Here is a 23,986-nt window from a genome sequence, read left to right as displayed (position 1 = left end):
GCGCCATGCTTAGCCGTTGCATCGGCACCGACCCCCAGACGTTCGCCCGCGAACACTGGGGTCGGTCGCCGTTGCTCAGCCGGGCGGACACCCTGCCCCGCGACTTCGACGACCTCGTCACGGCCAGCGCCGTCGACGAGCTACTCGCCGAACGCGGGGTGCGCGCGCCATTCATCCGGGTGGCCAAGGAGGGTGAGGTTCTGGCGCGGGAGTCCTACCTGGGGCCCGCGGGCTTCGGGGCCGAGATGCCCGACCAGGTCGACTCGGCGAAGGTCCTCGACCAATTCGCTTCGGGTGCAACGATTGTGCTGCAGGGCCTGCACCGGACATGGCCACCTCTGATCGACTTCGTCCGCGGCATGGTCGACGACGTCGGCCATCCCGTGCAGGCCAACGCGTACGTCACCCCGCCCGGCAGTCGCGGCTTCGACCCGCATTACGACGTCCACGACGTCTTCGTCCTGCAGACCACCGGATCCAAGCACTGGACCGTGCACGCCCCGGTGCACGCCGATCCGCTTCCGTCGCAGCCGTGGACCGAGCACCGGACCGCGATCGCGGCGCGCGTCCGCGAAGACCCGGTGATCGACACGGTTCTGGGGCCCGGCGACGCGCTGTACCTGCCACGCGGCTGGATTCACTCGGCCCGAGCCCTCGGGGAGCTGTCGATCCATCTGACGGTCGGCGTATCCAGCCTCACCGGGATGGACGTCCTGCGGGCGGTCGTCGACCAGCTGGAGACCGTCGGCGAGTACCGGAAGTCCCTGCCGCTGGCCATCGACGCCACCGATCACGCCGACATGGCGGCCAGGACCACGAAGCTGATCGCCGAACTCACCGACATGCTGAGGGACCGTACGTCCGAGCTCGCCGAGGACACGGCAACCCGGTTCGCCCGCCGTTTCGCGCACCGCACCAGGCCCGTCGCGGTGCGGCCGTTGGCGTCCCTGGCGGCCGTCGAACACGCCGCCACGGTCACCGTCGGCTGGCGGCACGGGCTGTTCGCAACCGTCCGGCGCGACGACGGACGGGTGTCCCTGCAGTTGTCGGACCGCACCATCAGCCTGCCCGATTCGTGTGCGGACGCGGTCACGGCGCTGCACGGCGGTCTCGTCGCCGATGCCGGCAGCCTGCCCGGCCTCGACCGGGCCGACGGTGAGGTGGTGATCCGCCGACTGCTCCGCGAGGCCGTCCTCGTACCGGTGGATCGGCGGACCGCCGGCGGATCGACGGGCGGATGACGGCCGCGTCGGAATGGGCGCCCTGCAGTGACCGGTCGCGACAGCGCGACGACCCGATGTACGGTTCCGCCTCTGCGGGGACGTCGTGGTTACTGCTCGAATTATGTGGTCCCTGGGGCCAATCCGCGTTCCTGCAGTCGCCGTCGGTCCTCGACCCGCAGCTCGGCAGGGCCATCGTCCATCGCGCGGAGACGGCGGGCCTGCGGATCGTGGCCATCCGACGGCACGGCCGCCGGACGGCACCTCGGCGCTGGCGCTGGTTCGTCGCCCAATCAGGGGTCGGCGGGGAATCCCTGCACCACGGCGAGGTGAGCGATCCGCGGGGGTATCTGCACGTGGCGCTGGACGGCTCCGACGGACGTCCGGTGGAGGGCCCGCTGGTCGCGGTCTGCGCGCACGGCAAGCACGATCAGTGCTGCGCCGTCCGGGGGCGCGGAGCCCTCGCCGCGATCGCGGCTCGATACCCCGAGAACACCTGGGAATGCTCGCATCTCGGCGGTGACCGGTTCGCGGCGACGATGCTCGTGCTGCCAGAGGGACTGTGTTACGGCCGGGTCGACGAGGCAGACCCGCCCGAATTGGTCCGGCTGTACCTCGACGGGCGGCTGGACAACGCCCATCTCCGCGGGCGGACGTCGCTACCCCAAGCGGTGCAGGCGGCGCAGTACTTCGCGCGCGAGCTGACGGGTGAGGACCGCATCGACGCCTTGGCGCCGCTGCGGGTCGAGTCCGATGGCGTGCTCACTCACATGGTGCTGCAAGGTGATTCGGGCCCGATCGACGTCACGGTCCGCGAGCAGCTCTCGGAACCGTTGCTGTCGCAGTGCAGTGCGAGGATTCCGGGCCGGGTGCGCAACCACGTACTCGTCTCGATCACCGAACCGAGGTGAACTTCACGCCTGCCGGTCCTCTCCTGGCGCCGCCACGTCGGCCTGCCACCGCGCCCGACGTTGCGCGTCGGTCTGCTCCCACCACGGCGGGGTGCCACGCTCACCCAGGGCAACCTTGGCGGCCTGAACACCCGCCCTGGACACCGGTTCCTCGGGGGTTCCCTTGGTGCGTCGCACCTCTCGACGCCACGCCATCAGCACGCGGGTGAGCTCTACCCGTCGTTCGTCGGGAATGGCGGGGTCGGTGGCCCGCCACCGCCTGCCGTTGATCACGACGTAGTGACCGTCTTCGGTTCTCGACGGTTCACTCACCCCGTCGAGTCTAGGGCGGCCGGAATATCCCCTCACCGCAGCCGGGCATGGCAGTGTGTGCCGAATGGACTCAGTCTCGGTGATCACTGGTGGCGCGGGCGGCATGGGGGTGGCGACGGCGAGGGCCATCGGGGGCGACCGCGCGCTCGTCCTCTGCGACGTCCGTCGCGAGCGGCTCGACACCGCCGTCGAAACCCTGCGGGCCTCGGGGATTTCCGCGACGGCCGTGCACTGCGACGTAACCGATCGAGCTGCGGTCACGCGGCTGATGGAGACGGCGACCGCGCTGGGTCCGGTCGCGTCGGTGATCCACACCGCGGGGGTCAGCCCCAGCATGGGAGACGCCGACTACGTCACCAGGACCAACGCCATCGGCACCGTCAACGTCAACGAGGCGTTCTACGACGTCGCGGGCGAAGGCGCCGCCATCGTCAACGCGGCGTCCATGGCGGCCCACATGCTGCCCGAGAGTCTGGTTCCCACAGCTCATTTCCCACTCGCGCTGCACGACCAGGACCGCTTCCTCGCCGAGATGACGGCGGCCTACGAGATCGCGCCCGAGGAGTCCCGGCCCGGTCTGGCCTACGGGGTCAGCAAGAGCTTCGTCAGGTGGTACTCCACGTCGCAGGCCGAACGGTTCAACGGTCGTAGGCTGCGCATCGTCTCGGTGTCCCCGGGCTCCGTCGACACCGAGATGGGCCGACTCGAGGAGAACGCGGGGGCGGGTGCCATGGTCGCCGACTTCGCGGTCCCGCGGTGGGGTACGGCAGAGGAGATGGCCGCGCTGTTCGTGTTCTGCGCCAGCGACGCGGCCGGCTATCTCACCGGCACCGACATCTTGAACGACGGCGGGGTGATCGCCTCGATGAGGGAGCGGGCCCGGCAAACCGCCGAAAACGGTTGAGCCGTGCTCCAACCGGCCACGAACGGGTGCGCCGGTCCGTTATCGTCGCACCATGAGCGAAGCGGCTGAGCCGACCGGCCACACCGGTCCGACGCTCGCCCCCACGAGCACCAGGCGGGCGGTCCTCAACACCATGAAGGGCTCGGCGGGAAATCTCGTCGAGTGGTACGACGTCTACGTCTACACGGTGTTCGCCTCGTACTTCGAGGCGCAGTTCTTCGACAAGGCGGACACCAACTCCACGGTCTACATCTACGCGATCTTCGCGGTCACGTTCCTCATGCGCCCGGTGGGCTCGTGGTTCTTCGGCAGGTTCGCCGACCGTCGCGGCCGCAAGTCCGCGCTGATGGTCAGCATCACCGTGATGTCGACGTGCTCGTTCGTCGTGGCGGTCATGCCCACCAGGGAGGTCATCGGGTGGTGGGCCGCGGTGATCCTGATCATCGCCCGGCTGGTCCAGGGATTCGCCACCGGCGGGGAGTACGGCACGTCGGCCACTTACATGTCCGAGGCGGCCACCGCCAACCGACGCGGCTTCCTGTCGTCGTTCCAATACGTCACCCTCGTCGGCGGTCACGTCCTCGCGCAGTTCACGCTCCTGATCGCGCTGCACTTCCTCGACACCGATGCGCTGAGCGCCTGGGGGTGGCGGATCGGGTTCTTCATCGGTGGTGTCGCCGCGCTGGTCGTGCTGTGGATCCGCCGCTCCATGGACGAGTCGCTCAGTGAGGCGCACCTCGAGGCCATCCGCGAGGGGAAGGACCCGGGCGCGGGATCACTGAAGACGTTGTTCACCGTGCACTGGCGCCCGCTGTTGCTCGTCTTCCTCATCACCGCCGGCGGCACGATCGCGTTCTACACCTACAGCGTCAACGCGCCGGCGATCGTGAAGGCGACCTTCGGGTCCGACAGGGCCCTCACCGCTACGTGGGTCAACCTGGCCGGGCTGATCTTCCTGATGTGCCTGCAGCCCGTCGGCGGACTCATCAGCGACCGCATCGGGCGCAAACCCCTGCTGCTCTTCTTCGGCGTCGGTGGCGTCATCTACACCTACATCCTGCTGACGTTCCTGCCGCAGACCACCTCGCCGTTGACGGCGTTCCTGCTGCTGGCGGTCGGTTACGTGATCATCACCGGGTACACCTCGGTCAATGCGATCGTGAAGGCCGAGCTGTTCCCCGCTGAAATCCGAGCGCTGGGCGTGGGTTTGGGCTACGCCCTGGCCAACTCGGTCTTCGGTGGCACGGCTCCGCTGCTGTACCAGGCAGCGAAGCCCGATCACGTCACGTTGTTCATCGTCTACGTCACGGTGGTGATCGGCGTGAGCCTGCTGGTGTACGTCTTCGGGTTGAAGAACAAGGGCCTCACCGTGCTCGATCGCGAACAGGGGAGTGCCTGGGCGGTGCCGGCAGCCCGCTGAGCCGCACGGGCCGCGCTTCGCGGTCGATGTTCACGTACGGTGGGGCGTGACGTTTGCCCGTGAAGGGGAGCACGGGCGCGTCGCCTGAAACGCTTTGCGCAGAGATGTTGCGCGGCAACGTATTTCGTCGCCCTGCCGGTATGGCCGGTCATGATGGTCGACGTTCTCATTCGAAGGATGACAGCTTGGTCGAAGATCGCGTCGTACGTCGTCGGACCGCCCTCAAGGTTCCGTTGCTGCTCGCGGGAGGTGCCGCCGTCACCAGGACACCGCGCGCCGTCGCCGCGGGTGGGGGGCGGTGGCCGGCCGATCGGGCTGCCAACTGGTATCGCGCGCAGCGATGGCTGGTGGGTGCCAACTACATCCCGTCGAACGCGGTCAACCAGCTCGAGATGTTCCAGCCCGGGACCTACGATCCTCGTCGCATCGATGCCGAACTGAGCATGGCGCGACGCCTGGGCTTCAACTCGGTGCGCGTCTTCCTGCACGATCTGCTGTGGACCCAGGATCGCCGGGGCTTCCTCCGGCGTCTGATGCAGTTCGTCACCATCGCGGCGCGGCACGCCATCAAACCGTTGTTCGTCCTCTTCGACTCCTGCTGGGATCCGCATCCCAAGCCGGGTCCCCAGCGCCCGCCGGTCCCCGGTGTGCACAACTCCAGGTGGGTGCAGAGTCCCGGCGCCGCGGGTCTCGGCGACCCTGGCTACGCTGCCGTCCTGCAGGAGTACGTCACCGGCCTCTTGACGCAGTTCCGGAACGACGAACGCATCCTGGGTTGGGATCTGTGGAACGAGCCCGACAACCCCGCGTCCGTCTATCGCCGGGTGGAGCGGGCGGACAAGGTGGAACTCGTCGCCGATCTGCTCCCCAGGGTGTTCCAGTGGGCGCGGGCAGTCGATCCCGTCCAGCCGTTGACCAGCGGCGTGTGGCAGGGCGCCTGGGCGGATCCGCGGCGTCGCAGCGAGATCGCCGGCATCCAGCTCGACAACTCCGACGTGATCACCTTCCACTCCTATGCCGACCCCGCGGGTTTCGAGGCCAGGATCGCCGAACTGACACCTCTGCAACGGCCCATCGTCTGCACCGAGTACCTGGCGCGCACACTGGGGAGCAGCGTCGAGGGGATCTTGCCGACCGCTCGGCGACACGGCGTCGGTGCGTTCAACTGGGGGCTGGTGGCGGGGAAGACCCAGACGTATCTGCCCTGGGATTCGTGGGATCGCCCGAACCCCGCCCCGCCGACGTGGTTCAGCGATCTGCTGAACATCGACGGACGGCCGTACCGGGACGACGAGATTCGTGCCATCCGGCGGCTGAACCCCTTGCTCAGGGCGAAGTAGCCGCTAGTCGACGTCCACGCACTGCGGCACGATGAGGACCGGTGTCGAGGTGTGCGACGACGTCGGCCAGACTGCGTCGAACACGTTGTTGGACAATCGAATCCGTCGAATACACCCCGAGCGTGGCAGTCCCCACCGACCGAACGTGCCAGGACGGGGGAATAGCCTGACCTTGGCACCGTTGGTACCCGTGACGCCCGACAGATGAGGTTCGCATGAGATTCGGCATATCCACCTTCGTCACCGATGGCGGCATCGACACCGTGTCACTGGCTCGCGGCATCGAGGAGCGGGGCTTCGAATCGCTGGTGATCGCCGAGCACACGCACATCCCGGCGAGCCGGGAGTCGGCGTATCCGATGGGCGGCGAGCTGCCGTCGATCTACTACCGGACTCTCGATCCGTTCGTCACGCTCGCCGCAGCCGCGGCCGTGACCACGAAGATCGAACTGTTCACCGGCATCGCACTGCTCATCCAGCGCGACCCGATCATCACCGCGAAGGAGGCCGCGAGCATCGACCTCCTCTCCGGCGGTCGTTTCGTGTTCGGCGTGGGCGCCGGGTGGAACATCGAGGAGCTGCGCGACCACGGCACCGACCCAAAGACCCGCGGCGCGCTGCTCGACGAGCGCATCGAGGCCATCAAGGCGCTGTGGACGACCGAACCCGCCGAGTACCACGGCAAGTACGTCGACTTCGATTCGTCCTACCTCCGTCCCAAGCCGATCCGGCAACCGCATCCGCCCGTCTACATCGGCGGTGACTCCGGCGCGACCGTCAAGCGCGTGATCCGGCACGAGGCCGGCTGGATTGCCAACCCGTTGCCCGCCGAGCACCTGGCCAAGCGCATCGGTCAGATGCGCGACGGCTCCGGTCACGACGTCCCGCTGGCGCAGTTCGGCACGCCGGCGAACCCGGACTACTGGCGCGCCGTCGATGATCTGGGCTTCGACCAGGTGGCGCTGCTGCTGCCCACCAAGCCGCGCGACGAGTCCCTGCGGCTGCTCGACGAGTACGCCACGAAGGTGGAGCAGTACCGCAGCTAGGGTGCAGCGGTGACCATCACCTACGACGAGGCGTTGCGCGCACGGATCCAGCGACATCTGGCGAGTCACCGCCGTCGTGAGGTCACCGACCCGACGAAGCGGCGCGCCGCCGTGGCGGTCGTCCTCGTCGACTCCGATCTCGGCGAGGACAGGGTGGACCCGGCGCCCGTGGATGACTGGATCGACGGTCGACCGATGGGGGCGGGCCTCGACGGACGCATGGTCGACGTCTCCGGTGGTGCATCATTCTTGTTGTGCCGCCGAGCATCTCGACTCCGGACTCATGCGGCCCAGTGGGCGCTGCCCGGCGGGCGGCTGGACGAGGGCGAGACCGCCGTGCAGGCCGCGCTTCGGGAACTCGACGAAGAGCTCGGGATCGCGCTGGCCGATGCGGCCGTGCTCGGCCTGCTCGACGACTACCCGACCCGGTCCGGTTACGTCATCACGCCGGTGGTCGTCTGGGGTGGCGGGCGACTCGACGTCCGGCCCGCACCCGACGAGGTGGTGGCCGCCTACCGGGTGGGCCTGCACCAACTGCAACGCGAGGACTCGCCGCGGTTCATCGCCATCCCGGAGAGCCCTCGACCCGTCGTGCAGATTCCCTTGGGCAACGACCTGATCCACGCGCCGACGGGCGCGGTTCTTCTGCAACTGCGCTGGTGGTGCCTCGAAGGGCGCCACGACCCGGTCGACGAACTCGAGCAACCGGTCTTCGCCTGGAGGTAGTGGAGTTCGTCCGGCGAGCAGCTATCGAGTACGCAGGACTTGGTGGATACGGGCGGCCTGGCGGGTGAGGTGGTCGCGTTCGGCGATGTTGCCGGCATCGGAGGCTGCCTCGGCGTACATCCTGGCCGCGGTGACGAGGTCCCCGTCTCGCTCGTGCAAGAAAGCGGCCGCCGCGCGGAAGCGGGGCACAGTCGGGTCCACGTCGGCGAGAGCGACGAGTCCGGCATGGGCCCCGTCCGCCTGACCGACCGCGACGGCACGGTTGAGCCGCACCACCGCGGTGTCGGTGCGAGCGAGCAGTTCGTCGTACCACTCCACGATCTGCACCCAGTCGGTTTCATCGACCGAGCGGGCGTCGGCATGGAGCGCAGCGATCGCCGCCTGTGCCTGATAGGGGCCGAGCGCGTCGCGGACGAGTGCCGCCTGCAGCAGTTCGACTCCTTCGGCGATCAGCTCGACATCCCAGCGACCGCGGTCCTGCTCGGCGAGCGTGACCAGGCTGCCATCCGCGCGGGTGCGGGCAGCACGCCGGGCGTGGTGCAGCAGCATCGGCGCGAGCAGTCCGCTCACCTCGCTGTCGTCGGCGGCGGCCGCCAATCGTCTGGTGAGTCGGATGGCCTCGGCGGCGAGGTCGACGTCACCCGAGTAACCCTCGTTGAATACCAGGTACAACGTGGTGAGCACGGTGCCCAGATCGCCCGGCTGGTCGAAGCGGAGGTCGGAGACGGCTCGCTTCGCGCGGCTGATCCGCTGCCCCATGGTCGGTTCGGGAACGAGGTAGGCAGCCGCGATCTGCCGCGTGGTGAGACCACCTACTGCGCGGAGGGTGAGGGCCACCGCCGATGCCGACGTCAGCGACGGATGGGCGCACAGGAAGTACAGCTCGAGTGTGTCGTCGGCACTCTCGGTCGGACCCCGCGCGGGCTCTGCGACGAGGCGCTCCTCCCGCCCGCGCCGGGCGGCATCGGCGCGGGCTAGATCCAGGAACTTGCGCCACGCCACGGTGACGAGCCAGCCCTTCGGATCGTCCGGCGGCTGGCTGGGCCAGCTGTGGATCGCCGCGATCAAGGCCTCCTGCACCGCGTCCTCGGCCGTCGCGAAGTCAGCTCCGCGACGGACGAGGACGCTCAGTACGGCGGGGACCAGTTCCCGCAGAAGGCCGTCACCCGGCTCGGCGGTCACTCGGTGACCGTGGGCGGTCCGGTGAGGAACGGCCTGATCTCCAGCCACTCGTAGATCGGCTGGCCGTCCTTGCCGGGCGCGGCGGACAGCTCGCCGGCGAGGTCCAGAGCACGCTGGTAGCCGTCGACGTCGATGACCATCCAGCCAGCGATCAGATCCTTCGTCTCGGCGAACGGCCCGTCGGTGACGGGCGGGCGGCCCGGGCCGTCATAGCGGACGAAGGTGCCCTCGGCGGATAGCGCCTGCGCATCGACGAACTCGCCGCTCTGCTCGAGCTTCGCGGCGAAGTCGCGCATGTACTGCATGTGGGCGTCGATCTCCGCCGGCGTCCACTGATCCATGGGGACGCCCGCCGCCGACCAATCGGCACCGGGAACCGCGACGGCGTCGGGGGCGCTGGAACGGCGGTAGTGCTTGAGCAACAGGTACTTGGCCATGCTGGTCTCCTTTGTTGTGATGCGGCCCATTCTGGCCACGTTCACCCCTGGGACGGAGACGCGGGGGCGTTCTCGACATCGCCTCCGGAATCTGCGCTAGGGGCGTGCCGGAAACCCACGGCGCGCTGCAAGGGCCACGGCGAGTCCCGTGCCGACGAGCGCCGCGCTGACCCATGGCAGTCCGCCGATGCCGATGACGGGGAGCAGCCCGGCACCGATCGCCGCCCCACCCGCGATGCCGAAGTTGGCGGTCGCGTTGACCCATGCCCCGGCGAGTTCGGGCGGTACGGCGCGAGTGCGCACCGCGCAGGTCTGGAAGATCGAGGGCACAGCGCCGAACGCGCCGTTCCACAATGCCGCCGCGGCGATGACGGGGATCAGCGCGGGCATGCCACCGCCCAGCGCCAGCAGCGCCGCGATGACGATCGCCAGGGTAATGATCGTGGTGCGACGCGGCCGGTGATCCAATGCCTTTGCGGCATAGACGAGTCCGGCTACCCCGCAGGCGCCGCACAGCAGCAGGAGGGGGCCGATGAGCGTCGGGCCGACGCCTGCGGTGAGGAACAGCAGGCTCACGTACGTGTACACGGTGAAGTGGCCGAGGTAGGTGAGGGCGTTGGCGGACACCACCGCGGCGAGTTGGGTTCTGCCACTGCGATCTTCGTCGGCCGATCGTGGTTGCTCGTCGTTGGAGACCCGCGGCAACACCCTGGCGACCAGCGCGAGGGTCAGGACGGACAGGCCGGCGAGCACGGCGAACGGCACCCGCCATCCAAGTGCCGTGCCGAGCGACGTGGAGAGCGGCACCCCGAGGACGAAACCCGCCGTGGCACCGCCCGCCGCCAGCGCGAGTGCACGACCGACCTGCGGGCCCGTGATCAGCCGGGGCACGTAGCCGATGCAGAGGGAGAAGAACAGCGCGTGGGTCACCCCGCCGACCACCCGGCCGCCGGCCAGCACGGCGAAGGTCGGAGCGACGGCGACCATCAGATTGCTCATCGCGTAGCACAGCAGGGTGGTCAACAGCAGCGGCTTTCGGCCGAATCTGGCGGTGGCCAGGGTCAGTGGAACGGCGAGTGCGGCGACCATGACGGCGTAGAGGCCGACGAGGAGTCCGGTCACGGAATCGCCGACGTGAAACGACTGACCGATGGCCGGGAGCAGCCCGATGGGCAACATCTCGGTCGTGACCGCCAGGCAGGAGGCCAGGGCTAGACACGACAGACCCGGCAGGTGGGTTCGCAGACCGCCATGCGGCACGTCGACGGCGCGAACACTCGCGCCGAATATACTCAGCCGATGAGTTTAATCAACCGGGAGGATGTCTGACGATGTCCCCCGACCAACGATCTGCAGCGCAGCAGCGATGGTTCGGTGCCGCGCAGTTGATCGGGCTGGTGCGGGGCGAACCAGGGATCACCCGCGCCTCGGCCGCTCAACGGCTCGGCATCGGCACCGGTGGCGCCGCCGACCTGGTCGCCCGCCTGCGCAGGGCGCGTCTCCTCGACGAGACCCCGGCCCCCGCCACGCGCCGGGGCAGGCCCACGGCGGTGCTCGGCGCCCATCCGAGCGGTCCGCTAGTCCTCGCGGCCGATCTCCGTGCGGGGGACTGGAGGTTGGCGATCGCGAGCCTCGACGGTCAGCCACGCGTCGTGGCGCAGGCGCCCAACCACGGCAACGGTCCCGCCCGCCTGCTGTCGGACATGCGCGACGCGATCACAGCCGTCCACCAGGAGGAGCCCGAGCGGATCGGCGCGGTGGCGGTCTCCGTGGCCGGCACGGTCAGCGATGCCCGCCTGGGGCAGTTCACCACTCGCGGCTGGACGGACGTCGACCCATCGGTGTTGACCGCGGATCTGCCCGGTGGCGTGCCCCTGCTGGTCGGCAACGACGCCACCCTGGCCGGCCTCGCCGAGGCTCGCACAGGTGCCGCACGAGGCGCGACTACGGCGCTGCACCTGCTCGTCGCGGTCGGGCTGGGCGGCACGCTGGTGGTCGACGGCGAGCCCGTGACGGGTGCCCACGGTGCCGCGGGAGAGTACGGTCACGTGCCGTTCGGCAACCGGAAGCTGTTGTGTCCGTGCGGTGCTCGCGGCTGCTGGGATCTCGACATCGACGGCCGCGCGCTGGCCCGCGAGCTTGGCGAACAACCCCCCGCGGACCCGGTCGGCTACGCGTACGAGGTGCTGGCCCGGCCGTTCGGGGCACGGCGGCGGCAGGCGCTCGAATCGGTGGCCGAGGCGCTCGGCGCGGGCATCGGTGGGCTGGTGAACCTGCACGATCCCGAGGTCGTCACGCTGGGAGGCCTGGCCGTACCGCTACGCGCGGCGGCGCCGCAGGCCTTCGACGACGGATACCGGGACGGGCTGATGGCATTCCGCAAGTCGTCGGCACCCCCGGTGCGGGACGGCATCCACGGTGACGACGGTCCCATCCGCGGTGCAGCCGCCTTGGCACTCGATCACGTGACCACCGAGGCCGCACTCGACGACTGGGCCTCGCGCGTCAGCTGATCGAATCCCGCCGCCCCGAGAGCATTTCGCCGTCAGCGTAAGGACGCAGGTGGCGAAAAGTCTTCGACTGCATAGAACTTGCTCTCAGTCCCGTCTCAGCCGGTACGTGCACCGTGGGCCTCAACACATTGCTGCCCGCTCGACGAAAGTATGACGCCACACCATGACGAGTCACCAACGCCATCCGCAACACTCGGGCCCCTACACCCACCAGCAGCCCCACGACTGGCGCTATGCGCAACAGCTGCCCCCTTACGGCCCTCACCATCAGCCATCGTCGGCGATCACCGCCCCCATGGCGACACTCACCAAGCCGCGGAGGCGATCCCGCATGGGCGCCGTGATCGCGGGCGCTGCCGCCGTCGCCGTCGTATCCGCAGGAGCCGGGGCGGTCGCACTGACCAGCCAGCACGATCGCTCGGCCGCCACGGGTCTCGCCAACGCAATGGCAACGGCACCAAGCCAATTGCCGGCCACCCCGCCTCCGGCCACCCTTCCCCAGGGTTCCGTCGAACAGGTCGCCGCCAAGGTGGTACCCAGCGTGGTGAAGCTTCAGATCGACATGGGCGGCGGTCAGAGCGAAGAGGGCTCCGGCGTCGTCCTCGACTCCGACGGTTTGATCCTGACCAACAACCACGTCGTCGCCGCGTTGAACTCGGCTCCGACCGGCGACGCGGTGCAGGTGGCGCCGAGCGGCCAGGAGGTCCCCCGCCCGACGGCCATGCGCGCCACCGTGACCCTGTCCGACGGCCGCACCGCCCCATTCAGCGTCGTCGGCGCCGATCCCTCCAGTGACATCGCCGTCGTTCGCGCGCAGGGCCTTTCGTCACTCACCCCGATCGCGTTGGGATCGTCGAAGGACCTCAAGGTCGGTCAGAACGTCGTCGCGGTGGGCTCACCGCTGGGCCTGCAGGGCACGGTCACGACCGGCATCGTCAGCGCCCTGAATCGTCCCGTGTCCACCGGCGGTGAGGGACAGGACCAGAATGCCGTGCTCGACGCGATCCAGACCGACGCCGCCATCAACCCCGGCAACTCCGGGGGCGCACTGGTGAACATGAACGGTGAACTGATCGGAGTGAACTCCGCCATCGCCTCCCTGGGTGGCGGTGGCAACGCCTCCGGCGCGCAGAGCGGTTCGATCGGGCTCGGCTTCGCCATACCGGTCGATCAGGCCAAGCGCATCGCCAATGAATTGGTGTCCACGGGAACGGCGACGCATGCGTCGCTGGGTGTTCAGCTTGGCCAGGACGCCAGTGCGCCCGGCGCCGCGATCGCCGAGGTGGTCGACGGAGGACCCGCCGCCACGGCAGGCCTACCGAGTGGCGTGGTGGTGACGAAGGTGGACGATCGCGTCGTCGATGGGCCCGAGGCACTGGTGGCCGCCGTGCGGTCGAAGGCCCCTGGCGAGCAGGTGACGCTGACATACCTGGACCCGTCGGGTGCGGCGCAAACCGCCCAGGTGACGTTGGGCACGGCGCAGCGGTAGTCGGCCGCCGTGGCGTGGAATGTACTGACCGAGTTGGACTTCAAAGTCCAAAACAAGGGTTACAGTTGAACGATGCCGCCCTCCAACGAAGCGTCGCGGCCCAAGCTGACGTCGCGTGGCGCCGCGACGCGCAACCGGATCGTGGTCGCAGCCGCCGAGCTGATGCACGTGCAGGGCGTCGCGGCGACGACCGTCGACGAAGTACTGGCCGCCAGCGCGACCAGCAAGTCGCAGTTCTATCAGCACTTCGACGACAAGACGGACCTCGTCTACGACGTCATCACCGTTCGCGCCGACGAGATCCTGTCGTGGCAGCGGCTGCGGCTGGAGAAGGTGGACTCGTTCCGCGGGATCTACCAGTGGCGGGATGCGATGGTGCAGCGGTGCTCGCTGCGACGCGGTTTGTGGGGCTGTGAACTCGGGTCGCTGGCAGCTGAGCTCGCGGATAGCGACGACAAGGCTCGCGTGGCGTTGGCCGCGCACTTCGCCGAGTGGCGGGCCATCCTGGCGGCGGCCTTGGAGAGGATGCGCGACAGCGGCCTGCTGCGAGCCGAGATCGATGCGCCGGCGTTGGCCACCGGATTGCTGGCGGCTCTGGAGGGCGGATACCTGTTGTCTCAGACCGCGCACGATCCGAGGTTGATGCAGACCGCACTGGACTCGGCGATCGAGTACATCAAGACATTCCGGCTGGCCGGGTCGACGGCCTGACGGGAGCCGGAACGCAAGAGGCGGGCCAGTCGAATGACTGGCCCGCCCTTCACGGTCGTTGGCTCTAGCCGGTGTGGTTGGTGCCTGGCATCCCGGTCGGGGCAGGCGGTGCCTTCACACCAGGGCTGAAGGAGTTGCCGCCGGTCGGGTTGAGGCTCTTCTCGGTGGGGGTCACCGAGGGAGCCGTCGTCGTCGTCGTGGTGCTCGACGGGCTGGGCGATTCGCTGCCACCGCAAGCGGTCAGCGCTCCCATCGAGACGAACGCGGCGACGCCGATTCCCGCGGCGACGCGGCGAGTGAGTCGACTGGACAAGGTGAATTCCTCTCCCGTGCTGGGTGGGGGTCGGTGGATCAGTTGTGGGTGCCGGGGATGGCGGTGGGCGCGGGCGGGGCCTTGATGGGCGGGGTGAAGAGGTTGCCACCGGTTGGGTTGATGCTCTTCTCCGTCGGCGTGACCGAGGGAGCGGTGGTCGTGGTCTCCGTCGTGCTGGACGGGCTGGGCGATTCGCTGCTGCTGCAGGCGGTCAGTGCACCCATCGAGACGAAGGCTGCAACGCCGAGGCCGGCGGCGATGCGCCGGGTAAGCCGACTATTCATGATCCGGATCCTATCCATGCAAGCGGGAAAATTTCAGGCTGATGTGAACTGAACTATATCGTCCAGTACGACTTTGCGTCAAGGCGAAAACCGCAGGACGTGCTGGTTGCGTCGCGGGTGGAAACAGTGTGTTCACGGTGCCGACGGCCCCGTGCGGCCAGGGACGATGCGGCGGACCGCCGGTCTGCGGGTGAACCGCCCAACCGGACTTCCTCGTCCAACCGCGCACCGGCTCGCCCCAACCGTCTCGCGCAATCTGTAACGCCAGCTGGCCGTGGGAACGATCAACCGACTGACGCGGCAGCCCGACCATCAGCCTGCTGCCGCCAGGGTTGGAGGAAAATCGCGTGATCCGTCTTCTGCACGTGGCCGTTTCGGCGGCCGCCGTCGTCGCCGCGGCGGGCTTGTCTGCCGGCACCGCAAACGCCGACCCGGGATGCACCGACTACCACTGGCTTGGCGCGGCCGGATCCGGTCAGCGTGACGCCGCGGGCCTGGCCACCAACGGCGGCATGGGCGGCGTGGTCTACCAGTCCTACCTGCAACTGCGCGACGACCTGGCGGCCGACGGCCAGACCATCAGCGCCGAAGCCGTGCAGTACCCGGCGGCGCCGGTCCCGTTGGAGGGTGGCGTCGGGGGCTGGATGGACTTCATGGACAGCGTCGACGACGGCACCGACGCGACCGCCGAGCAGTTCGACGCGTTCACCGCCCGCTGCCCGGACACCAAGGTGGTGCTGGCCGGCTACTCGCAGGGCGCCATGGTGATCCATCGCAACCTGCACGACCTGGCCGACGATCCCCACGTCGCGGCCGCGCTTCTGATCGCCGACGGCGATCGCCTGCCCACCGACACCACCCTCAACCTGGGGTCGACGGCCGTCACCCTCGGTGTGGGCAAGGGCGTCGCCCAGGAGCACTCGTTCCTGGCCTCGGCCCCCACTGCGCCGCTGCCGCCCTCGATCGGCATGCGCACCATCAGCGTCTGCGACGTCGGCGATCCGGTCTGCGACGCCGGGCCCGACGCCGACACCGACGCGTTGTCACCGGCCGCTCTCTCGATCCACACGGGATATGCGCCCGTGCCCGGTGGCGAGCATGACTGGGTCACGCCGCTCTACACGCTGGTGTCGAACACGGGCGCCGACCCGGTCGCCGCCAGCGGACTGACTGCGCCGATCAGATGATCGGATCGTCGTCGGGCCGCAGCAGCCGCAGCCATCGGTAACCGTAGGGCTCCAGATGGAGTTCGATGCGGCCCGCGCGGTCGAGGTGATGCTCGGTGAGCCCGTCGAGCAGGTCGACCAGAATCGAACCCGTTGGTGCGTCCGCTAATTCGATCGGCACCAGACAGCTCTCGGCTCCAAAGTTGTGCAGCGCCAACATCTGCCATCCCGACTGCTCCCGGCACACGTGCGCCAGCACGGCGTGGTTCGGCTGCTTGAGCACCTCGGGCGTCGACCACCCGATCTCCGGCTGCTGCCGGTAGGTGTAGATGAGATCGCGGATGAACCACCAGAAGGAATCGTTGTCGTGGCGCTGAGCGGCGACGTTCACCTGCTCGGGACCGAAGAGGCCGTCGGGCAGCGGGCGGGTGACCCGTCGCTTCGGTGCCGACGAGAAGCCGCCGTTGGCGCCGCCGGTCCATTGCATCGGCGTGCGAACGGCCAATCGACCTGGAATGTCGAGGTTCTCGCCCATTCCGATCTCCTCGCCGTAGAACAGAACGGGGCTGCCCGGCAGGGAGAAGGCCAATGAGTAGGCCAGCCGCATCCGGCGCTGGTCGCCACCGACCATGGTCGGCAGGCGTCGGCGCAAACCGCGGTCGTACAGCTGCATGTCGGGGTCCGGGCCGAACGCGTCGAAGACCTCCTGGCGTTCGACGTCGCTCAACTTGTCCAGCGTCAGCTCGTCGTGATTGCGGACGAAGTTGGCCCACTGGCTGGTGACGTCGAGCTTGGGGCGCTGACGCAGCACCTTGGCCAGGGGGCGGGCATCACCGCGGGCCATCGCGAGATAGGTGTTCTGCATGCCGATGAAGTCGAACTGCATGTTGAGGCCGTCGCCGTCGGCTCCACCGAAGAACTTCTTCTGGTCCTTGTAGGCGACGTTGACCTCACCGAGGAGCACGGCGTCACCCGCCCGGCGCGTGACGAAGCTCCTGACGTCGCCGAGATATTCGTACGGATCGAAGACACCCGGATCACCGGGCACCCCGTCGTCGGCGAACAGGAAGGGAACCGCGTCGATGCGGAACCCCGACACGCCGAGCGCGAGCCAGAACCCGAGTACCCGGGAGATCTCCTCCTGCACTTGAGGATTGGCGATGTTGAGGTCGGGCTGATGCTTGTAGAAGTGGTGCAGATACCACTCGTTGGTCTTGGTGTCGAGCTCCCAGATGCTGTCCTCCTGGTCGGGGAAGACGACGTCCTTCGGACTCGACGGCGGCTCCGTCGGGCTCCACACGTAGTAGTTGCGATACGGGTCGTCCTTACTGCGTCGTGCGGACTTGAACCACGGGTGGGCGTCGGAGGTGTGGTTCATGACGAAGTCGATGATCACCCGGAGTCCGGACGCGCGTGCCGTTCGCACCAGCTCGACGAAGTCGCCGAGATTGCCCAGCCGCGGGTCGACGCCGAAGAAGTCGGTGATGTCGTAGCCGTCGTCCTTGCGCGCCGTCGGATAGAACGGCATCAGCCACAGACAGGTCACGCCGAGGTCAGCGAGATACTCCAGGCGATCGGCCATCCCGCGGATGTCGCCGGTGCCGTCACCGTTGGAGTCGCAGAACGTCTCGACGTCCGCGCAGTAGAAGACCGCGTTCTTCCACCAGAGGTCGCCGGTGTCAGTGCTTCTCATGCCATGGCCGCCGACGTCGCAGGGGCGGTCGGTGAGAGTTGGGGGAGCACGCGCTCGCCGAACGCGTCGATGAAGGCGGTCTGATGCTGGCCGACGAAGTGTAGGTACAACTCGTCCCACCCCTGCTCGACGTACTCGGCGAGCCAGGCGGTGTGCTGGCCGAGATCGGCGGACACCCGAACCGACTGCCGCACCTGCTCGGGTGTCACGGTGTCGCCGATCGCGTCGAACGCCTCGACGGTCTCGAGATCCCAGGCCACCGGTGGGCCGAACACGTTGTTGCGCCATTGGTCGGAGGCGATCGAGATGGCCTCGTCCTCAGTGGGCGCCCAACTGAGGTGGATCTGCAGGCGGGCTGGCCCGCGGCCGCCCGCATCGCGGTAGGAATCCAGTACCTGCCGCAGCGTGTCCGCGGGCTGGTTGACCGTGATCAGTCCGTCCGCCCACGCGGCATGGCGCGCAGCGGTTTTCGGGGTGACCGCCGGTCCGACGAGATCTGGCACCTGCTCGGGCAACGTCCACAGCTGCGCCCGGTTGACCTGGACCAACCCGTCGTGGCTGACCTCCTCGCCCTTGAGGAGCCGACGGATCACGTCGACGCACTCGACGAGCCGCTGATCGCGGACGTCCTTTCGCGGCCAGACCTCGCCGGTGACACGCTCGTTGGACGCCTCGCCGGAGCCGAGCGCGGCCCAGAACCGGCCGGGGAACATCTCGGCGAGCGTCGCGATGGCCTGGGCGATGATCGCCGGGTGGTAGCGCTGCCCCGGCGCATTCACCACACCGAAGGGCAGGCCGGTGGTGGCCAACGCCGCGCCGAGGAACGCCCAGGCGAACCCCGACTCGTTCTGGCGCACGCTCCACGGACTGAGGTGGTCCGAGGACATGCCAGCGGTGAAACCGACCCGTTCGGCGTGCTGCACGTCGCGTAGCAACCGACTTGGACTGATCTGTTCGTGGGAACAGTGGAAACCGATGACCGTCATGGCATGGGGCATACCCATTTCAGCCCGGATGGTTACGCGGACGTCAGAATTGCCGCCGCTCCGCCCACGACGCGGGGCCGGTCGATCGGTCGAGCGGTTGCGAGCGTGCGCGAACTCCCGACCCGGCCCGGCGTGTCGGCCGCAAACACGCACGCTCGCGGGGTTGGGGAGGAGATGGGGTACTGGCGCCAAAAGGTGGCGGCAGGGGGCCGCTGCCTGTATGCCTTATGGTGACGATGTCGGCCGTCTAGACCATTGCGGCGTCGACGTCCTTTGAGGTCGGCAGGCGAGAGGCATCTCCGTGGTCTTTCGCGCAGACGATGAGATCGGCCGCGACCTCACGCTGGTCGACTGGTCGTCCACCCCGCTGGGGCCGCCGGACGCATGGCCACAGAGCCTGCGCACCGCCGTCAGCATCCTGCTCTCGTCGCGGTTTCCGATGTGGATGGCCTGGGGCCCGGACCTAACGTTCTTCTGCAATGCCGCCTACCGTCGCGACACCCTGGGAAAGAAGTACCCGTGGGCGCTCGGCCGGCCCGCCAGCGAGGTGTGGGAGGAGATCTGGAGTGACATCGGCCCGCGGATCGATCGGGTGCTGTCGACGGGTGAGGCGACGTGGGACGAAGCTCTGCTGCTCTTCCTGGAACGGTCGGGTTACTCCGAGGAGACCTATCACACGTTCTCGTACAGCCCGCTGCGGGACGAGGCCGGTCGCGTCGTCGGGATGCTCTGCGTGGTCAGCGAGGACACCGACCGGGTGATCGGCGAGCGCCGCATGGAGACGCTGCGCGACCTGGGCTCCGACCCGAGCGTGGTGCGCACCGAACGGCAGATGCTGAACTTCGCCGCCGACCAGCTCGCCGGCAATCCGTTCGACCTGCCCTTCACGATGACCTACCTGTTCGACGCCGCCGGTGACGCGCGGCTCGCCGGGGTGAGCGGTATCGCACTCGGGCATCCGGCGGCGCCGGACGTGCTCCCCGACCACAGCTCGTCGGTATGGCCGGTCGCGAACCCGTCCCGCGGGGAGGCCGAACTGGTCCAGCTCGACGGCATCCCGGACCTCCCGGAGGGCGCCTGGGCGGAGCCACCGGTGCAGGCCCTCGTCGCACCGCTGCTGCAGCGGGGCGGCGCGCCCGTCGGGGTGCTGGTCGCCGCGCTGAACCGCCACCGTCCGTTCGACGAGTCCTACCGCGGGTTCATCGAGCTCGTGGCCGGACACATCGCCGCCGGGGTGGGCAGCGCCCGCAGCTACCGGGCACAGCAGCAGAGGGCGGAGGAACTCGCCGAGCTGGACAGCGCGAAGACGGCCTTCTTCTCCAACATCAGCCACGAGTTCCGCACGCCGCTGACGCTGATCTTGGGGCCGGTCGACGAGTTGCGGAGCCGCTCGAACAAACTCGATGCGCGGGCCCGTGACGAGCTCGAGCTCATCCACCGAAACGCGCTGCGGATGGCGAAGCTGGTCAACACCCTGCTCGACTTCTCCCGAATCCAGGCTGGACGGATTCAGGCCCGGTTCGAACCCGTCGACCTGGCCGCCTTCACCGCCGAACTGGCCAGCGTGTTCCGCTCGGCCGTCGACCGGGCCGGGCTGACGTTCACCGTCGACTGCCCGCCGCACGACGAACCCGTCTACCTGGATCGCGACATGTGGGAGAAGGTGATGCTGAACCTGCTGTCCAATGCGCTGAAGTTCACCTTCGAGGGGTCCATCGCCGTGCGGGTGCGCCGCGATGACGGCGGTGCGGTCGTGACTGTCGCCGATACCGGCATCGGCGTCTCCGCCGCGGAGATGCCTCGCCTCTTCGAGCGGTTCCACCGCATCGAGACCGCCCGCGCCCGATCGACGGAGGGCAGTGGCATCGGGCTCGCCCTGGTACGCGAACTCGTCGCCCTGCACGGCGGCACGATCACCGCCGATAGCCAGGAGGGCGTAGGTTCGACGTTCACCGTAAGCGTGCCCTTCGGCTCGGGACACCTTGCCGCCGAGGATGTCTCGGCTCCCAGCGGCGCCGGCGCGACCGCGGGCGCCATCGGCGAGCCGTACGTGCAGGAAGCGTTGCGCTGGCTGCCCAGCGACCCGGGTTCGCCGGTCTCCGACGAGCCGATGCCGACCATCACGCCCGCGGACACCGGCGACGGACAGATCCGGGTGCTGATCGCCGACGACAACGCCGACATGCGCGAGTACCTCACCAGCCTGCTGCGGACCTCCGGTTACCAGGTCAGCGCCGTCGTCGATGGCCGAAGGGCGCTCGACGCGGTCCGCAGCCAGTCCCCGGACCTCGTGATCAGCGACGTGATGATGCCCGGGCTGAACGGCCTGCAGCTGCTCGCGGCGCTGCGCTCCGATCCGCGGACAGCCGCCCTGCCCGTCCTGTTGCTGTCGGCCCGCGCCGGGCAGGACGCGTCCATCGAGGGTCTGCAAGCCGGGGCCGACGACTACCTCGTCAAACCCTTCGTGGCCGCCGAGTTCCTCGCGCGGGTACGGGCCAACATCGAACTCGCCCGGCTGCGCAACCACCACGCCCGGTGGCGGACGGCGCTTGTCGACTCGCTGCAGGAGGCGTTCTTCGTCTGTGACGACGACGGCGCCGTCATCGAGATCAACACGGCGTTCGCCGAGATGCTCGGTTACGGCCCCGAGGGACTGCCCTACGCGGCGGTGCACCCGTGGTGGCCCGACGCCGAGACCGACCCCGAATCCTTCCGGCAGGTCGAGACGGCGTTCGCGGGCCTGATCAACAAGAGCCACGACACCTTCACCGTTCCGGTGACCCACCGAGACGGGCACCGGCTGTGGGTCGCGGTCAACATCAACCACGCCGAGGATCCCGACACGGCCCGGCAGGTGATGGTCGGCACCTTCCGCGACGTCACCGCCGAGCACTACGCCGTACAACGCGAATCGGCGCTGGCCGCGCTGAATCACCAGCTCGTTCAGGCCGATTCACTCGACGATGCTCTGAGGGGAGCCGTCGAGGAGCTCCGCGCGGTGTGGCAGGCGCGCCGGGTCATGGCCGTAACGTTTTCGGCTACCGCCCCCAGTCCGGCCGAGGTGCTGTGCGTCGGCGAAGACCTCGAGTGGTCCGAAATGCCGGCACGGCAGCAACAATTGATCGAATCACTGCGGCACGCCGACCTGCTGACCACGATGGCCGGGGAGGCCAATGCCGCAGGTATCGCGCTGCAACATCCCCGGGGCGTGCTCGTCGTGTGGGTCGAGTTGGCCGAGCAGCGGCCGTTCACCGCCAGGGACCACACGCTGCTCAGCGTCCTGGCGGGGCGATTGGGTCAGGGCCTTCAGCGCGTCTACCAACTCGACGAGCAGCGTGAGACCGCGCTCGCCCTGCAGCACGCGATGCTCGGGCCCGTTAGCCTGCCCACCGGCTTCGCGGTGCGCTACCGCCCCGCGAGCCGCCCGCTGCAGGTCGGCGGCGACTGGTATGACGTCGTCGACCTCGACGACGGACGGGTCGCGTTGGTCGTCGGTGACTGCGTCGGCCACGGTCTGGGGGCCGCCACCGTGATGGGGCAGCTGCGCAGTGCCTGCCGCGCACTCCTACTCGAACAATCTTCGCCCAGTGCGGTTCTCGCGGGGATGGACCGCTTCGCCGCGCGGTTGGACGGGGCTCGCTGCGCCACCGTGTTCTGTGCGGTGCTCACGCCCGGCACCGGTGAGTTGGTCTACTCCAGTGCCGGTCATCCGCCGCCGATCTTGGTAGAGGCGAAGGGAACCATCGAGATGTTGGAGGGCGGTCGAGGGCTACCCCTGGCCCTGCGCATCGGCCGACTGCGACCCGAGGTGCGGATGACGATGCCCGCGCGCTCGACGCTATTGCTGTACACCGACGGCCTCGTCGAACGCCGCGGTACGTCACTGGACGACGGGATGGACCTGGCCGCCGACGTCGTTCGGGGCGGCCGGTCCTCGACACTCGACGACCTCGCCGACCACCTCATGTCGGGGCTCGAGCCACCCGGGGGGTATCCCGACGACGTGGCCCTTCTGCTGTACCGGCAGCCGGTCCCCTTGGCCACGAGCTTCGCCCCTGCCGTCAATCAGCTCGCCCCGAGCCGTGATGCCCTGCGCGCGTGGCTGACTCAGGCCGGGGTGGAGCCCGCTCAGATCAACGACGTGCTGACCGCGACCGGGGAGGCCGTCTCCAACGCGATCGAACACGGCCACCGCGATCGGCCCGACGGCACCATCTCGTTGCAGGCGGCCGCGTCGGCCGACCGCCTGCAGGTGACCATCACCGACACCGGACGGTGGAGACCGCCGAGCCAGATCCCTGACATCCGTCGCGGCCGCGGGATCGGTCTCATGCGGGGCCTGATGGATGATTTCACGATCACCACCGACGACGTCGGAACCACGGTTCAGTTGCACGCGAGGATCACCTGATGGCCACACCACTCACGCTGCACGCCGACCACGACGCCGAAGGGGGACCCCGCGTGGTGGCGGTGGGGGAGATCGACCTCAGCAACGTCGCCGTCTTCACCGAGGCGCTCGCGACGGCGAGCGCGGGCAGCCGCACGCCGCTGACCGTCGACATGAGCGCGGTGAAGTACCTCGACAGCGCCGGGATCAACGTGTTGTTCGACCACGCCGACGAAGTCGACGGCCTGCATCTGATCGTGCACCCGTTCCTGATTCGCGTGCTGACGATCAGCGGGCTCAGCGATGTCGCGACCGTCGAACCGGCCCCGACTGCGACGGACGGCGGTTAGCCGGTTCCCTCGTCTTCGAGGGCCATGTCCCAGAACGCCAGCTCGAGGGTCAGCACCTCGCTCACCAGATCGTGGCGCTCGTCCGGGGTCGCGAGCGCGCCGAGGCCGTCGACGTATTGGGCGAAGCCGGGATCAGCCCAGTGGTCGACGAACTCGCCGAACGGCGTGGTGCTCGACGCGGTCGACGACCAGGCCAACAGGTACACCCGCTCGAGCACCCACAGCGCCGTGACCGCCGCGTCGAAGGGCAGCGAGTCCAACCGCTGTAGGAGCTCCCGGTAGGCGAGCGTCGCGGGCAGCGCGGGTGGCCCGAGGTCGAGACCGCGCCGCGCCGCCTGGACCTCGAACCAGTCGAGCTCCGCGACCAGCGCGACGCACCCGCCGGCCAGCACGTTCTGGGCCGAGCGAGGCGCGCGGGCCAGTAGCCGGGCCTGAAACGTCAGCAGGTCGGCGACGAACACCGCGTCCTGCGCCAGCCAGCGATCGAACGCCGCGGCGCTGATGGTCCCGTCGCGCACCGCGTCGAGAAAGGGATGTCGGGTGGCGGAGTTCCACAGCGCGTCGAGCACGCCCCGATCGTAGTCAGATGCCAG

22 protein-coding genes are annotated in these 23,986 nt (G+C 68.8%); 13 read left to right on the top strand and 9 right to left on the bottom strand.

Annotation, left to right across the window (positions count from 1 at the left end):
• The first annotated feature begins 5 nt into the window (after nt 1-5).
• Both QUE68_RS28025 and QUE68_RS28020 read left to right on the top strand, forming a co-directional pair.
• Nucleotides 6-1,241 carry a cupin domain-containing protein gene (locus QUE68_RS28025; protein ID WP_286274799.1) on the top strand — a complete coding sequence of 412 codons (1,236 nt, stop codon included), beginning with the start codon at nt 6-8 and terminating at the stop codon, nt 1,239-1,241.
• Complete coding sequence (locus QUE68_RS28020; protein ID WP_284230146.1) at nt 1,238-2,131, top strand: sucrase ferredoxin; 894 nt, start codon at nt 1,238-1,240, stop codon at nt 2,129-2,131. Before QUE68_RS28025 ends, QUE68_RS28020 begins: the two co-directional genes overlap by 4 nt.
• Nucleotides 2,132-2,134: 3 nt before the next feature.
• Here QUE68_RS28020 and QUE68_RS28015 read toward each other — a convergent pair whose 3' ends face one another.
• Nucleotides 2,135-2,443, bottom strand: a complete 309-nt coding sequence (locus QUE68_RS28015; protein WP_284230143.1) for a hypothetical protein — start codon at nt 2,441-2,443, stop codon at nt 2,135-2,137.
• Nucleotides 2,444-2,507: 64 nt separating this feature from the next.
• On the opposite strand from QUE68_RS28015, the gene QUE68_RS28010 reads away from it, so the two are divergent.
• From QUE68_RS28010 to QUE68_RS27990, 5 genes are all read left to right on the top strand, one after another.
• Entirely contained in the window at nt 2,508-3,347 is an 840-nt protein-coding gene (locus tag QUE68_RS28010) for an SDR family oxidoreductase (protein WP_286274798.1), read from the top strand.
• A gap of 52 nt (nt 3,348-3,399) precedes the next feature.
• Nucleotides 3,400-4,767 carry an MFS transporter gene (locus tag QUE68_RS28005; protein WP_284230140.1) on the top strand — a complete coding sequence of 456 codons (1,368 nt, stop codon included), beginning with the start codon at nt 3,400-3,402 and terminating at the stop codon, nt 4,765-4,767.
• Between the two features lie 185 nt (nt 4,768-4,952).
• Nucleotides 4,953-6,107, top strand: coding sequence for a glycoside hydrolase 5 family protein (locus tag QUE68_RS28000; protein ID WP_284234390.1), 1,155 nt, complete (start codon nt 4,953-4,955; stop codon nt 6,105-6,107).
• 215 nt (nt 6,108-6,322) lie between these two features.
• A complete protein-coding gene (locus QUE68_RS27995; RefSeq protein ID WP_284234388.1) occupies nt 6,323-7,153 on the top strand; it encodes an LLM class F420-dependent oxidoreductase in 831 nt (276 codons plus the stop codon).
• 9 nt (nt 7,154-7,162) lie between these two features.
• Nucleotides 7,163-7,879 carry an NUDIX hydrolase gene (locus QUE68_RS27990; RefSeq protein WP_284234387.1) on the top strand — a complete coding sequence of 239 codons (717 nt, stop codon included), beginning with the start codon at nt 7,163-7,165 and terminating at the stop codon, nt 7,877-7,879.
• Nucleotides 7,880-7,900: 21 nt separating this feature from the next.
• Here QUE68_RS27990 and QUE68_RS27985 read toward each other — a convergent pair whose 3' ends face one another.
• The 3 genes from QUE68_RS27985 to QUE68_RS27975 form a co-directional block, all read right to left on the bottom strand.
• The gene (locus QUE68_RS27985) at nt 7,901-9,061 is read right to left on the bottom strand and encodes an RNA polymerase sigma factor (RefSeq protein WP_284234385.1); all 1,161 of its coding nucleotides are present in this window, start codon (nt 9,059-9,061) and stop codon (nt 7,901-7,903) included.
• The gene (locus QUE68_RS27980) at nt 9,058-9,498 is read right to left on the bottom strand and encodes a YciI family protein (protein ID WP_284234383.1); all 441 of its coding nucleotides are present in this window, start codon (nt 9,496-9,498) and stop codon (nt 9,058-9,060) included. The genes QUE68_RS27985 and QUE68_RS27980 overlap by 4 nt, the downstream gene beginning before the upstream one ends.
• Nucleotides 9,499-9,594: 96 nt before the next feature.
• The gene (locus tag QUE68_RS27975; protein ID WP_284234381.1) at nt 9,595-10,758 is read right to left on the bottom strand and encodes an MFS transporter; all 1,164 of its coding nucleotides are present in this window, start codon (nt 10,756-10,758) and stop codon (nt 9,595-9,597) included.
• 71 nt (nt 10,759-10,829) lie between these two features.
• On the opposite strand from QUE68_RS27975, the gene QUE68_RS27970 reads away from it, so the two are divergent.
• The 3 genes from QUE68_RS27970 to QUE68_RS27960 all read left to right on the top strand — a co-directional run bounded on the left by QUE68_RS27970 (nt 10,830) and on the right by QUE68_RS27960 (nt 14,211).
• Nucleotides 10,830-12,011: an ROK family transcriptional regulator gene (locus QUE68_RS27970; RefSeq protein WP_284234379.1), complete on the top strand. Its 1,182-nt coding sequence runs from the start codon at nt 10,830-10,832 to the stop codon at nt 12,009-12,011.
• A gap of 163 nt (nt 12,012-12,174) precedes the next feature.
• Nucleotides 12,175-13,500, top strand: a complete 1,326-nt coding sequence (locus QUE68_RS27965; RefSeq protein WP_286274797.1) for a S1C family serine protease — start codon at nt 12,175-12,177, stop codon at nt 13,498-13,500.
• A gap of 72 nt (nt 13,501-13,572) precedes the next feature.
• The gene (locus QUE68_RS27960; RefSeq protein WP_284230122.1) at nt 13,573-14,211 is read left to right on the top strand and encodes a TetR/AcrR family transcriptional regulator; all 639 of its coding nucleotides are present in this window, start codon (nt 13,573-13,575) and stop codon (nt 14,209-14,211) included.
• Nucleotides 14,212-14,275: 64 nt separating this feature from the next.
• Here the strand turns inward: QUE68_RS27960 and QUE68_RS27955 are convergent, their stop codons facing one another.
• Both QUE68_RS27955 and QUE68_RS27950 read right to left on the bottom strand, forming a co-directional pair.
• A complete protein-coding gene (locus tag QUE68_RS27955; RefSeq protein ID WP_454786322.1) occupies nt 14,276-14,524 on the bottom strand; it encodes a hypothetical protein in 249 nt (82 codons plus the stop codon).
• 38 nt (nt 14,525-14,562) lie between these two features.
• Nucleotides 14,563-14,808: a hypothetical protein gene (locus QUE68_RS27950; RefSeq protein ID WP_284234377.1), complete on the bottom strand. Its 246-nt coding sequence runs from the start codon at nt 14,806-14,808 to the stop codon at nt 14,563-14,565.
• A gap of 347 nt (nt 14,809-15,155) precedes the next feature.
• On the opposite strand from QUE68_RS27950, the gene QUE68_RS27945 reads away from it, so the two are divergent.
• A complete protein-coding gene (locus QUE68_RS27945; RefSeq protein ID WP_284234375.1) occupies nt 15,156-15,995 on the top strand; it encodes a cutinase family protein in 840 nt (279 codons plus the stop codon).
• Here QUE68_RS27945 and QUE68_RS27940 read toward each other — a convergent pair.
• Nucleotides 15,988-17,667 carry an alpha-amylase family protein gene (locus tag QUE68_RS27940; RefSeq protein WP_284234373.1) on the bottom strand — a complete coding sequence of 560 codons (1,680 nt, stop codon included), beginning with the start codon at nt 17,665-17,667 and terminating at the stop codon, nt 15,988-15,990. The genes QUE68_RS27945 and QUE68_RS27940 overlap by 8 nt on opposite strands.
• The gene (locus tag QUE68_RS27935; protein ID WP_284234371.1) at nt 17,664-18,653 is read right to left on the bottom strand and encodes a TIGR03885 family FMN-dependent LLM class oxidoreductase; all 990 of its coding nucleotides are present in this window, start codon (nt 18,651-18,653) and stop codon (nt 17,664-17,666) included. The genes QUE68_RS27940 and QUE68_RS27935 overlap by 4 nt, the downstream gene beginning before the upstream one ends.
• A 301-nt stretch (nt 18,654-18,954) precedes the next feature.
• On the opposite strand from QUE68_RS27935, the gene QUE68_RS27930 reads away from it, so the two are divergent.
• Together QUE68_RS27930 and QUE68_RS27925 are read left to right on the top strand one after the other, a co-directional pair.
• Nucleotides 18,955-23,064 (top strand): SpoIIE family protein phosphatase, encoded by a 4,110-nt coding sequence (locus QUE68_RS27930; RefSeq protein ID WP_284234369.1) that lies wholly within the window; start codon nt 18,955-18,957, stop codon nt 23,062-23,064.
• The gene (locus QUE68_RS27925; RefSeq protein ID WP_286274796.1) at nt 23,064-23,393 is read left to right on the top strand and encodes an STAS domain-containing protein; all 330 of its coding nucleotides are present in this window, start codon (nt 23,064-23,066) and stop codon (nt 23,391-23,393) included. The genes QUE68_RS27930 and QUE68_RS27925 overlap by 1 nt, the downstream gene beginning before the upstream one ends.
• On the opposite strand, the gene QUE68_RS27920 is transcribed toward QUE68_RS27925, so the two are convergent.
• Nucleotides 23,390-23,962 (bottom strand): thiaminase II/PqqC family protein, encoded by a 573-nt coding sequence (locus QUE68_RS27920; RefSeq protein ID WP_284234365.1) that lies wholly within the window; start codon nt 23,960-23,962, stop codon nt 23,390-23,392. The genes QUE68_RS27925 and QUE68_RS27920 overlap by 4 nt on opposite strands.
• Between the last annotated feature and the right edge of the window lie 24 nt (nt 23,963-23,986).

The sequence above is a fragment of the Mycolicibacterium sp. TUM20985 genome, assembly GCF_030295745.1.
Classification (GTDB): Bacteria; Actinomycetota; Actinomycetes; order Mycobacteriales; family Mycobacteriaceae; genus Mycobacterium.
This window is presented reverse-complemented; position numbering and strand designations above follow the sequence as displayed.

Bases quoted from the DNA above. Each gene is read 5' to 3' on its own strand.
- QUE68_RS28025 (WP_286274799.1), top strand. From the start codon at position 6: ATGCTTAGCCGTTGCATCGGCACCGACCCCCAGACGTTCGCCCGCGAA.
- QUE68_RS28020 (WP_284230146.1), top strand. From the start codon at position 1,238: ATGACGGCCGCGTCGGAATGGGCGCCCTGCAGTGACCGGTCGCGACAG.
- QUE68_RS28010 (WP_286274798.1), top strand. From the start codon at position 2,508: ATGGACTCAGTCTCGGTGATCACTGGTGGCGCGGGCGGCATGGGGGTG.
- QUE68_RS28005 (WP_284230140.1), top strand. From the start codon at position 3,400: ATGAGCGAAGCGGCTGAGCCGACCGGCCACACCGGTCCGACGCTCGCC.
- QUE68_RS27995 (WP_284234388.1), top strand. From the start codon at position 6,323: ATGAGATTCGGCATATCCACCTTCGTCACCGATGGCGGCATCGACACC.
- QUE68_RS27980 (WP_284234383.1), bottom strand. From the start codon at position 9,498: ATGGCCAAGTACCTGTTGCTCAAGCACTACCGCCGTTCCAGCGCCCCC.
- QUE68_RS27970 (WP_284234379.1), top strand. From the start codon at position 10,830: ATGTCCCCCGACCAACGATCTGCAGCGCAGCAGCGATGGTTCGGTGCC.
- QUE68_RS27965 (WP_286274797.1), top strand. From the start codon at position 12,175: ATGACGAGTCACCAACGCCATCCGCAACACTCGGGCCCCTACACCCAC.
- QUE68_RS27960 (WP_284230122.1), top strand. From the start codon at position 13,573: ATGCCGCCCTCCAACGAAGCGTCGCGGCCCAAGCTGACGTCGCGTGGC.
- QUE68_RS27950 (WP_284234377.1), bottom strand. From the start codon at position 14,808: ATGAATAGTCGGCTTACCCGGCGCATCGCCGCCGGCCTCGGCGTTGCA.
- QUE68_RS27940 (WP_284234373.1), bottom strand. From the start codon at position 17,667: ATGAGAAGCACTGACACCGGCGACCTCTGGTGGAAGAACGCGGTCTTC.
- QUE68_RS27935 (WP_284234371.1), bottom strand. From the start codon at position 18,653: ATGACGGTCATCGGTTTCCACTGTTCCCACGAACAGATCAGTCCAAGT.
- QUE68_RS27925 (WP_286274796.1), top strand. From the start codon at position 23,064: ATGGCCACACCACTCACGCTGCACGCCGACCACGACGCCGAAGGGGGA.